Origin of the sequence: Leeuwenhoekiella palythoae, from assembly GCF_020310025.1 — a bacterium.
Taxonomy (GTDB): domain Bacteria; phylum Bacteroidota; class Bacteroidia; order Flavobacteriales; family Flavobacteriaceae; genus Leeuwenhoekiella; species Leeuwenhoekiella palythoae.
Genome location: NZ_CP084318.1, coordinates 94,621 through 106,291 on the forward strand (window position 1 = coordinate 94,621; position 11,671 = coordinate 106,291).

An 11,671-nucleotide genomic window follows, 5' to 3' on the forward strand; every position below is an offset into this window, starting at 1 on the left:
TCGACTATGAAAAATTATAAGCTACTCTTTATTCTGCTAGCAGTTTGTCAAGTAGGATTTACACAGAACAAATCAATGGAAAAAGCAAACAAACTTTTTGCGAGTCAGGCTTATGCCGAAGCTATTGCGTTATATAGCGCAGAAGATCAACTAGACAGCGACGCTGCCCTCAATCTGGCAGATGCACTGTATTACAACGCCAATGCTGAAGAAGCGGTTAAAGCTTACGCAAAGGCTTGGGAACTTAATCCCGGAAGGTCTATGGATGCGCATTTTAGATATGCAGATGCATTAAAACGCAGCAACGCATATGACAAGGCTAACGAGATTCTGACCACTTACAGCGGTACTTCAATTGATATTTTAAAGGCTATGGAAAAAAACGATATGGAAGTATCGCAATTTTTTATGCCTGAAGTGATGGATGCTGCATCGGCTTATGCAGATTTTGCGCCGGCATATTACGACCGTCAACTCGTTTTTGCTTCTGACCGCAATGCTGCACGCCCCACCTACCCTTGGACGGGAAAACCTTTTTTAGATCTGTATTACGCGCAACCTGTTGCTGACACACTTTCTGAATACCAAACATTTTCGCGTTCAATTAATACCGACACACACGAAAGCAACGCCGTATTTTTTGCAAACGGTACAAAAATGTATTTTACCAGAACCAGTAATAAATTCAAGAAAATAGATGGTGTCAAAGTCGCGCCGCTTCAACTTTATAGTGCCGAATTGGTAAACGGCAAATGGGGAAATATCGAGTTACTTTCTATAAGTTCTGACAGCTATTCTGTAGCACACCCCGCACTGAGTGCAGATGAGCAAACGCTCTATTTCTCTAGCGATATGCCGGGAGGTTATGGTAGTTTTGATATTTATAAAGTGAGTATTAACGGGGACAATACTTTTGGCACTCCTGTTAATTTGGGCGAAAATATCAACTCAGATAAGCTAGAGCAGTTTCCATATGTTTCTGAAAATGGAAATCTTTACTTCGCCTCTAATCGCGTTGAAGGGCTTGGCGGACTAGACCTTTACAGCAGTGATGCTTCGGGTGATGCTTTCGCGGAAGCGTATAACCTAGGAAGCTCTATCAATTCTAATGCAGATGATTTTTCTTTAATAATCAAAGAACGCCAGGCAAGCGGTTATATGTCTTCAAACAGAACTGGAAAAGACAAAATTTATCAGTTTACAACATTCCCTAATTTAGATTATCAAATCATTGGTAATGTAGATGATAAGAAAACTCTAGAACCCATTGAAGGTGCTGAAGTCACGCTCTATCGCCCAGAAACCGGTAGTACGCAAAAAATGACCACTTTAGCAGACGGGAGTTTTAAGTTTGAAGTGCATCCTAATAGTACGTACAAAGTAAAAGCTTCAAAAGCTTTGTATGCACCGGTAGAAAAAGAGATTAAAATAGAATACGCGCAGAACACTAAAACGCTTATCAAATTACAGATGTCTGCATACGCTGATTCTGAAGAGATCGTGACCGTGAATGACCGCAACCAGTTGACACAGGTGAATCTTGAAAAAATCTATTTTGACTTTGATAAAGCTAACATCCGTCCTGACGCAGCGGTGACTTTGGATAAATTAGTGGACCTTATGAAAAAATATCCTGAAATGGATATTGAAGTTGCTTCACACACAGATCAGCGCGGTTCTGACAGTTACAATCTTGCGCTTTCTCAACGCAGAGCACAGTCTACCGTTGATTACGTAGTATCTAAAGGAATAGACCGTAACAGGCTAAAAGCTAAAGGTTATGGAGAGACTGATCCTATTCACACCTGCCCTTCCGGAGATTGTACCGAAGCGCAATTTGATGAAAATCGCAGAAGTGAATTTACACTCTTGAAATAATACTAAACCTTTATCAAGTAAACTTTTTCAAAGCAAGCCCGTGAGGCATTAGTTGGAAACAACTTTACAATTTCGAGGCATCTCGAAAGCTTTCGGGACAGAAAATTAAACACTTTGGAGGTGCCAATAAAAAACCCGTTAGTTTTAAAAACTAACGGTTTTTTTTATTTATTTACACTGAACTTACAGACCACTTATATAACTTCCGTAGAGATCTTTAAAGCGTATTCCATCGGTCATTCGGTATTTACTCAATTTCTTGAATTCAACCAGTGCCCAAAGGATAAACTCTTTCATAAAATATTGATCAGATTTCGGTAAATCAGGTTGATGCGTATTGATCAAATTTTGCAACGGCGTTACCGAATCAAGCATTTTTTTATACTCTTCTTCATTTAAATCGTCTAACAATTGAAAGTCGCTTTGGTCAAAAAACCAAGTGATCACCTCATCATACGGACTTTTTTCATTCTGTTTTTCCAGCTTTTTGATTTCGGGGAAATAGGTAATAAACAAGGTCTGTATCGCATCACCTATTAGGGTGTGTGCCACGGTCGCAGCTCCCTCCTGCTCTCCTTCATAAACCAATTCGACTTTACCGGTAATCGCCGGGATCATCCCCATAAAATCTCCAAGACGTACAGTGGTTTTTTCGTCACCCGCCATTAGCGCACGACGTTCTGCTGTACTTAGTAAATTTTCAAAAGCTGTAATACTCATACGAGCACTCACACCACTTTTAACATCAATATATTCACTCTCGCGAGCTTCAAAACTTATTTGTTCTAAAAGATCTTTTGCTAAAGAAGGCACATACACCTGTTCTTCATTACGCTCGTCTCGTTTTGCTTCTTGTTCAGTAATGGTTCTTGCGATCTGAATATTTTCAGGATAATGCGTTAAAATCTGAGAACCGATACGGTCCTTTAACGGAGTAACAATGCTTCCGCGATTGGTATAATCCTCAGGGTTTGCCGTAAATACAAATTGAAGATCTAGCGGCAATCTCAATTTAAATCCACGGATTTGAATATCTCCTTCTTGCAGAATATTGAATAAAGCCACCTGAATACGCGCTTGCAAATCAGGCAATTCATTAATTACAAAAATGCAACGATTTGCCCTCGGAATCATCCCAAAATGAATGACGCGATCATCAGCATAGCTCAGTTTTAAATTCGCAGCTTTTATGGGATCTACATCACCAATAAGATCTGCGACAGTTACATCGGGCGTAGCCAGTTTTTCTGCGAAACGCTCCTCGCGATGCATCCACCCTATGGGTGTTTCATCACCTTTCTCTGCGATCAATTGCTGCGAATATCTTGATAATGGTTTTAGGGGATCATCGTTAAGTTCTGAACCCTCAACCACCGGAATCCATTCATCTAATAATTGCACCATCAAACGCGCCAAGCGTGTTTTTGCCTGGCCTCGCAATCCTAAAAGGTTAATGTTGTGTTTAGAGAGTATTGCGCGCTCTAGCTCAGGAATAACGGTGTATTCATAACCGTGGATTCCTTCAAAAGAGTTTTTTCCTTCTTTGATATTTTTAACCAGATTGCTGCGAAGTTCCTCTTTAATGCTTCGGCTTTTATAATCTGTTTGTTTTAGTTCACCTAGGGTTTTTATTGCTGGTTTACTCATAGTTTACTGTTAGTTTTATTCTTTCTCTAGCGTATTCTTTTTTTTCTATTGGTCTCGTAATCCTCAAAGATCATTTCGCCAAGACCTTGCAGCCCTGTGTAAAATGCCTTACCTTGATTGGCCTGCGTAAATTGACGCACAAACTTCATCAAATAAGGATCTTGAGCAATCATAAATGTGGTAATAGGTATTTTAACTTTACGTGCCTGACTCGCCATACTGTAGCATTTATTTACAATATAGTCGTCTAGCCCCACACTATTTTTATAGTAAAATCCGTCTGGTTCGCGCACACAACTTGGTTTCCCATCTGTGATCATAAAGATCTGTTTATTAGTATTGCGTTTGCGGCGTAAGATGTCCATCGCAAGTTGTAAACCCGCCACTGTATTCGTGTGGTACGGACCTACTTGCAAATACGGTAAGTCTTTAATAGCAATCGGCCAACTATCATTACCAAAGACGATAATATCAAGTGTGTCCTTTGGATAGCGTGTGGTGATCAGTTCGGCGAGAGCCATCGCTACCTTTTTGGCCGGTGTGATGCGATCCTCTCCATATAAAATCATACTGTGGCTGATATCGATCATTAAAACCGTGCTCATTTGTGCTTTGAACTGAGTTTCTTCAACCACTAAGTCTTTTTCCGTTAGGTCAAAATTGCCAATACCATTGTTGATCTGTGCATTTTTTAAACTTTCGGTCATAGAAACACGCTCTAGCGCATCGCCAAAACGATATTCTCTGTACTCACCGGTATGCTCGTCACCCCGACCTATGCGATTGGTTTTGTGATTTCCGGCGCCACCGCGTTTTAATTTTCCGAAGATCTGGTCAAGAGCGCGTTGCCTGATCGCACGTTCTGTTTTTGCTGTAATAGCCATACCGCCATTACCATCAGGCTCAATCTCTTCTCTGATATAACCTTTATCTTTTAATTCTTGTACAAAATCATCAAGCGTGTAATCCTCGGTAGTCAAGTTATACTCTTTATCAAGTTCCTTGAGCCAGTCCATCGCCTCATCAAAATCACCTGAGGTATGCGTGATCAGCTCTTTAAAGATCTCAAAGAGTCGGTCAAATAAGGATTGTTGTGGTGCTTCATAGCTTTTGAACACAAATCCTTTTCGTAGTGTTTCCTTTTTCATAGTGTATTAAAATTACAGCATTTTAAAATCCTAACCTTAGGAAGTATCTTAAAAGTTTTAGGGCTGAACGCCTATTATAACTCAGAAGTTTTGAATTATGCTACGCGCGATTCAGAGAAATCAGCGTATAAAAAAACCCTTCATCACTGAAGGGTTTTGATCTATAATCATTTACATCATTATGATTTAGGCATCACAACTGCATCAATCGCGTGAATCACACCATTTGATGCTTCGACGTCTGTCATAACTACTGTAGATTCATTTCCGGCAGCATCGGTCAAGACTACGTTTTCACCATCTAACATAGCAATAAGACTTTCACCTTCTACGGTTACTACGGTAAAACTACCATTGTTGTCTTTAATCGCTTTTACAATATCAGCCGCTTTATACTCACCTTCTAATACGTGATAGGTCAATATTCCCGCTAATTTTTCTTTGTTAGCTGGCTCAACTAAGCTTTCTACAGTACCTTCAGGCAATTTGTCAAAAGCCGCGTTGGTAGGTGCAAATACGGTGTAAGGCCCCTCGCTGTTTAATGTTTCCGCAAGGCCGGCAGCTTTTACTGCAGTTACTAACGTACTAAAATCTTCATTTGCCATTGCGATTTCAGCAATAGTTTGTTCTTCAGGCATTGTAGCTTCCGCAGAAGTTTCTGTGGTTTCCATTGCCATTTCTTCTTGAGCCATTGGCTCTTCAGATTCGCTCTTCTCACTGTCTTTACAAGATGTAAATGCTATTGAAGCAAGAACAGCCATACTTAAAACTAACTTTTTCATAATTAAATTTTTTGGTTTTTCTTTTGTTCAAAGATATCAGCAGAACCCTAAACAAATTAAAAAGCTTCGGTAAGCTTTTGTTAATTGTATTTTAATTATGTTAATCTGTTGAATCAATGCTGATAGTCAAGCATAAGTTTTAGTTTTTCTTAACTTTAGAAAAACTTTAATCCTTTTTAATGAAAAACATTCTACTTCTCTGTTTGTTGGGTATTAGCCTTATTGGCAACGCCCAGCAGCTCAATCTTGACTTAGTTAAAGACATGAAACCGCGTAATGTAGGTCCCGCAGGAATGAGCGGCCGTATTACTGCTATAGATGCGGTGACTGACAATCCAGACATTATTTATGCAGGTTCTGCCTCGGGCGGACTATGGAAATCCACTTCTGGCGGTGTTACTTGGAAGCCTGTTTTTGAAGATGAAGCTACTTCCTCAATTGGTGCTGTTGCAGTTCAGCAATCTAATCCTTCTGTTGTTTGGGTGGGTACCGGTGAAGGAAATCCACGAAATAGTCTTAATGGTGGATTTGGTATCTACAAATCTTTAGATGGCGGAAAAACCTGGAAGTGTATGGGGCTAGAAAACACCCGTCACATTTATCGGGTACGTATCAACCCTTCAAATCCAGACATTGTTTACGCTGCTGCTATAGGTTCGCCTTGGGGTGAATATGAAGATCGCGGTGTGTACCGAACCAAAGACGGCGGAAAGACCTGGGAAAAAATTCTTTACGTTAATGAAAAAACAGGGCCGGCAGAACTGGTGATGGATCCTACAAATCCTAATAAACTTATTGTGGCTATGTGGGAACACAAACGCGATCCTTGGTTTTTTACCAGTGGTGGCAAAGGTTCTGGAATGTATATTACTTATGATGGTGGTGATTCTTGGAAAGAGATCACTTCAGAAAACGGATTGCCTAAAGGTGATCTTGGACGTATGGGGCTTGCTATCGCTCCCAGCAAACCCAACATCGTTTATGCTTATGTAGAAGCGAAAAAGAACGGCCTCTATCGTTCTGAAGATGGCGGAGAAAATTGGAAATTGGTAAATGATGATATGAATGAAATAGGCAATCGCCCATTTTATTATGCCGAAATCTATGTTGCTCCTGATAATGAAAACCGCGTCTACAGCGTCTTCACTTATGTAAATGTTTCTGAAGATGGTGGTAAAAGTTTTGAAGAGTTGATGCCTGCCTATGGCGCAGATAATGGCGTACACCCTGATCATCACGCGATGTATATACACCCGAAGAATCCTGACTTTATGATCGATGGAAATGATGGTGGTTTATACCTTTCTCGAGATGGCGGCGATACATGGCGTTTTGCTGAAAATATTCCGGTAGGTCAGTTTTATCATATCGCTATTGATAATGAATTTCCGTACAATGTGTATGGAGGAATGCAAGATAATGGAAGCTGGCGCGGTCCAGCGTATGTTTGGAAAGCTCAGGGAATACGCAACTCATACTGGCAAGAGATTTCTTTTGGCGATGGTTTTGATGTAGTTCCAGATCGTGATGATTCACAATATGGTTGGACGATGAGTCAGCAAGGTTATGTTAGCCGTTATGACTGGGTAACCGGTGCAAATTACCTCGTACGTCCTACGCATCCAGACCCTGAGGTAGATTTGCGCTTCAACTGGAATTCTGCGATCAACATTGATCCTTTTGATAATAGTACGATTTATTTTGGAAGTCAATATGTGCACAAGTCTACTGACAAAGGACTGACTTGGGAGGTGATTTCGCCTGATCTTACTACTAACGATCCTGAGAAACAAAAACAAAGCGAAAGCGGTGGTTTAACCATGGATGCTACCGGAGCAGAAAATCATACCACGATTCTTGTTATTGAACCCAGCCCGGCTCAAAAAAATATGATCTGGACAGGCTCTGACGACGGAAAAGTATTTTATACCAGAAATGGCGGAGAAGATTGGACCGATGTTTCTAAAAACATCAAAGGCTTACCAGAAGGCAGCTGGATTGCCCAAATTAAAGCTTCGGCTACTAATCAAGGAGAAGCGCTGCTTGTAGCCAATAATTACAGACGCTTTGACTTTAAACCCTATGTATATCGTACCACAGATTACGGAAAAACCTGGAAAAGCATTGTAGATAGCGAAGATGTTGGCAGCTATGCTTTGGCAATTTTAGAAGATAAAGAAGAACCTAATTTGATGTTTTTAGGTACTGATGATGGACTTTACGTGTCTATAGATGCCGGGACAAATTGGCAAAAATGGACCAACGGATTCCCAACAGTTCCTATTAAAGATTTAATCATGCACCCAAGAGAGGATGATTTAGCTATTGCAACATTTGGACGCTCCATTTGGGTATTAGATGACATTAAGCCGTTGCGCGCCTTAGCTGCAAATGCAGATCTGGGTATTAATTTAAGTATGAAAGAAGGAATGGTCTTAGAAGTGATTCCGCCGGTGGTGGCGTATCAGAATGCTTCTCAACAGCCTACCGGAGGTCGTTTTGGCGCAGATGCTACATACGGTGGGGCTAATAGAGATCGTGGTGCTTTTATCAAGTATATGCTTAACCCGAAGGAAGCTGAAAAGCAAACTGAAGATAAAACAAATGAAACCGATACCGAAGCCGATGAAAATGCTCCAAAGTGGGACAGTATCGCTTTGACCATTTATGATGGCGACCGCTTGATCAGAACCTTAAAAACCAAAGCTCCGGATTCTGCCGGGATGTATCATTTTAGATGGTTTCTGGATGAAAAAGGCGTAGACAGACCTTCTCGCAGAGTGCGAGACCGCAATTATGAACCCGGAGGTGCAACCGTAAAACCTGGTACATATAAAGTAGTATTAAACTACGGAACTCTGGAGGATACTGAAACGATAACGGTTAAAAGTGATCCACGATTGGATATTTCTACAGCTGCGACTAACGAAATTTATGAAGCCGAAAAAGAAATTGAGCGTATGACTCAAGTTGCTGCAGATGCCGTTAAACAATTGGTTGAGAGTAAAACCATTGCCGAAGATTTTCTAGCAGATTTTAAAAAGAAAGATAAAGATGCATATGAAGTCCAGATAGATAGCTCAAAAGCTATTGTGAAGAAACTTGACGCACATATCGCAACCTTTTTAGGAAAAGAAGATGATCGTCAAGGTATAACGCGTAACGCTGAAGTAACCGTGCTGAACAGAATTTATTTGGCTAGTAGTTATGTAAACAGCAGACCTAATGGTTTGACCGCGACAGAAAACCAACTTCTAGCACACGCTGAAAAGGAACTTAAAACCGCTTTAGAAAAGGTAAACACCTTTTTTACCGAAGATTGGGCTGCTTATGAAACACAAATGAAGCAAGTAGAATTATCTCCATTTAAAGAGATTAAAAGTTTTCAGCTAGAATAAACTGTAACTGTAAAACTGTTTTTTAAAATTCCCGAGAAGTTATTTTCGGGAATTTTTTTATGCTGAAATGTCAAATACTTTGACACTAAATTAGCAGGTTATTCAAGTCGAAAACCTAGCGGTTTTGCTCTGAGATAAATTACTCTGCTTTTATGATTCCGTGTTCTTTGGAGTGTTTAATAGCTTCGCTACTCTTTTTAAAATAACAGGTAGCAACGCCCATTTCTTCAATATTTTCTAAAACCTTGCTGATTTTTTTATGCTGATGCTTTTGGGTCTGTCTTAAATAAACCGCAGAAATATTAACCGGAAACATTTTACAAATTCGCTCATAAATAAAAGCATCCTGCTGAGAGTCGTCGCCCAGCAAAACATAATGCTGCTGCGGATAAAAGGCGATGATATCTTTGATCTTGATGAATTTATGATCATGATTTCCACCACCGGTTCTTAAGAAATCTGAAATACCTGTTTTTATACTTTTAAGTTTTAGTACTGCTTTGGGCAATTCTTGAAGCTTTGTGAATTGTACGATGAAGTCATAAAGATTCCATTCACTGCTAGACACGTAAAAGAATGAATTGCGTTTGCCTTCTTCGTCGTGACCGCTTGTACTGAGAGACTGATAATGCCTCACAACATCTTCAAAGGTCTTTCTATGATTTACGTTTCGGGCAAGCATCACATAGAGTTTTTTAAAAATGTTTCCGCTATGCGAGATCAAAAACGTGTCATCAATATCTGAGATAATACTCAGTTTGCTTTCAAATGGTTTAAGAAACTCGGCCTTTTCAATGATCCCATAATCAACCTCTTTGGGTTTGCAGGTGATCTCATACGTATGCCAACCACTTTCTAGGTTGTTTTCATAAGGCACATTAAACCTAAAGAATCCGTCGTCCATCGTACGCGTGGTCACGTCTATATCTTTAAAACGCAAACGCACTTCAACATTTTTTAGCGGCGAGATCCTAAACATATGCAATACAGAAAATGCATGTTTAAAACCTTTACGGTCGGTTTGAAATTTATCAGGCGCCCAGGATTTAAACAAATGTCCAAAAACTACAAGTTCTTCATCATTGGCATACCCGCGGTAGAGTTGTAAATCTAACTTCACTATTGGTATTTTATTAACTATAACAGGTTTTGAAATTACCTAATTTTAGCTCGAAAGAGCCTTAATGAAAACACAAAACACCATTTTACTGGTCATAAACCCCATTGCAGGCGGCACAGATAAGCAGCCAATTATAAATGCTTTTAAAGAACATGTCTCGCAAGATGGCAACCAGAGTATTATTTATGAGACATCGGGAGACCATGATAAAGAAGCCATTCAAAAGCTTATAAAAGAGCAAAATCCCGATCGCATTGTGGTGAGCGGCGGAGACGGAACTATACGTGAAGTTGCCGATGCCATAAAAGGAGCATCTATAAAAGTTGGTTTATTACCCTCAGGTTCGGCAAATGGTCTTGCAACTAATTTTGACATTCCTGACAACTTAGAAAAGCAACTTGACATCGCATTAGGAGATCACTTCATCGCAATGGATTTGATTGAAATAAACGGCTACACGTGCTTGCATATCGCTGACCTAGGCATTAATGCTCAGCTGATCAAAAACTATGAAAAGTCAGAGATCAGAGGGAAATTAGGCTATTTAATACAATCTTTTCCTACCCTGCTTAGCAGCGATTTTCCGTTTGAAGTAGAGATTCAATGTGATGATCAAACCATTTCCGAAGAAGGCATTCTCGTTGCAATCGCTAACGCAAATAAGTTTGGTACCGGAGCTCAAATCAACCCTACCGGAAAAATGGACGATGGTATTTTTGAAGTTTTAGTGTTTAAAAATTTCAGCATTAAAGGCATTTTAGAAACCTTTTATGACGATGCCGAATTAGATCCTGACTTTGTAAAAGTCATTCCGTGTAAAAACGTGAGCATACAGTCTAAAAAGTTGATCGCCTTTCAAATCGATGGTGAATTTATAGGAGATGAGCAGCGTGTTGAGGCAAAAATGACACCTCATAAATTGAACCTGGCGATCCCAAAAAGCTTTAGAGGCTAGTTAACACTAATGTTAAGCTTATCTTTAATCCTTTGGCTACGGCCAAGCAAAACCTTAATTTAGACCACGAATTAACTAATCACACATTTATGAAAAATTACGCACTGCTTTTTTCTCTTGCCCTTACACTAGGATTTACCTCTTGTAAAAACGAGAACAAAGACAAAGAAACGGACGAAACAATGACTACCGATGCTACTGAAGTTCAAGAAGAAGCACCTGTATCAAAAAAGTTAACTATTAGTTTAGATTCAAAAAGCGGAAGCACGGCAACCGGTAATGTAGTATTTACTGAAGAAGACGGTGAAGTTAGTATGACTGCTGTTTTTGAAGGATTAGAACCGGGAATGCATGCCATTCATATTCACGAGAATGCAGACTGTTCTGCAGACGACGGAACCTCAGCAGGAGGACACTGGAATCCAACTAAAGAACAACACGGAAAATGGGGAGATGCAGAAGGTTATCACAAAGGTGACATTGGTAACTTTGAAGCAGACGACAACGGTAACGGAACAATCACCATGGCCACTGATGAATGGTGTATAGATTGTGAAGATGCTACTAAAAATATTGTAGGTAAAGGCGTTATTGTACACCAAGGTGCTGATGACTTTACAAGCCAGCCTAGTGGTGCTGCCGGAGCACGTGTAAGCTGCGGTGGAATTATTCAATAAGATCACTTAGCTACAGCATTAAATAAAAGCAGCCTTATGGCTGCTTTTTCTTTTATATTTAATACA

General features: G+C 40.0%; 8 protein-coding genes. 4 read left to right on the top strand and 4 right to left on the bottom strand.

Translation table 11 applies throughout. The annotated features are described in order from the left end of the window. Positions 1-6: 6 nt before the first annotated feature. Positions 7-1,878, top strand: a complete 1,872-nt coding sequence (locus LDL79_RS00335; protein ID WP_225598693.1) for an OmpA family protein — start codon at positions 7-9, stop codon at positions 1,876-1,878. A gap of 183 nt (positions 1,879-2,061) precedes the next feature. Here LDL79_RS00335 and LDL79_RS00340 read toward each other — a convergent pair whose 3' ends face one another. The 3 genes from LDL79_RS00340 to LDL79_RS00350 form a co-directional block, all read right to left on the bottom strand. Further along, a complete protein-coding gene (locus tag LDL79_RS00340; RefSeq protein WP_225598694.1) occupies positions 2,062-3,525 on the bottom strand; it encodes a MoxR family ATPase in 1,464 nt (487 codons plus the stop codon). Positions 3,526-3,551: 26 nt separating this feature from the next. Continuing rightward, the gene (locus LDL79_RS00345; RefSeq protein WP_072982508.1) at positions 3,552-4,673 is read right to left on the bottom strand and encodes a vWA domain-containing protein; all 1,122 of its coding nucleotides are present in this window, start codon (positions 4,671-4,673) and stop codon (positions 3,552-3,554) included. A gap of 179 nt (positions 4,674-4,852) precedes the next feature. After that, entirely contained in the window at positions 4,853-5,455 is a 603-nt protein-coding gene (locus LDL79_RS00350) for a fasciclin domain-containing protein (RefSeq protein ID WP_225598695.1), read from the bottom strand. Positions 5,456-5,634: 179 nt separating this feature from the next. On the opposite strand from LDL79_RS00350, the gene LDL79_RS00355 reads away from it, so the two are divergent. After that, complete coding sequence (locus tag LDL79_RS00355; RefSeq protein ID WP_225598696.1) at positions 5,635-8,853, top strand: WD40/YVTN/BNR-like repeat-containing protein; 3,219 nt, start codon at positions 5,635-5,637, stop codon at positions 8,851-8,853. A gap of 139 nt (positions 8,854-8,992) precedes the next feature. Here LDL79_RS00355 and LDL79_RS00360 read toward each other — a convergent pair whose 3' ends face one another. Further along, positions 8,993-9,973, bottom strand: coding sequence for an App1 family protein (locus tag LDL79_RS00360; protein ID WP_167596819.1), 981 nt, complete (start codon positions 9,971-9,973; stop codon positions 8,993-8,995). 64 nt (positions 9,974-10,037) lie between these two features. Here LDL79_RS00360 and LDL79_RS00365 point away from each other — a divergent pair, with 64 nt between their 5' ends. Both LDL79_RS00365 and LDL79_RS00370 read left to right on the top strand, forming a co-directional pair. Further along, the gene (locus tag LDL79_RS00365) at positions 10,038-10,928 is read left to right on the top strand and encodes a diacylglycerol/lipid kinase family protein (protein ID WP_225598697.1); all 891 of its coding nucleotides are present in this window, start codon (positions 10,038-10,040) and stop codon (positions 10,926-10,928) included. 89 nt (positions 10,929-11,017) lie between these two features. Then, positions 11,018-11,605: a superoxide dismutase family protein gene (locus LDL79_RS00370; protein ID WP_072982874.1), complete on the top strand. Its 588-nt coding sequence runs from the start codon at positions 11,018-11,020 to the stop codon at positions 11,603-11,605. Positions 11,606-11,671: the final 66 nt, after the last annotated feature.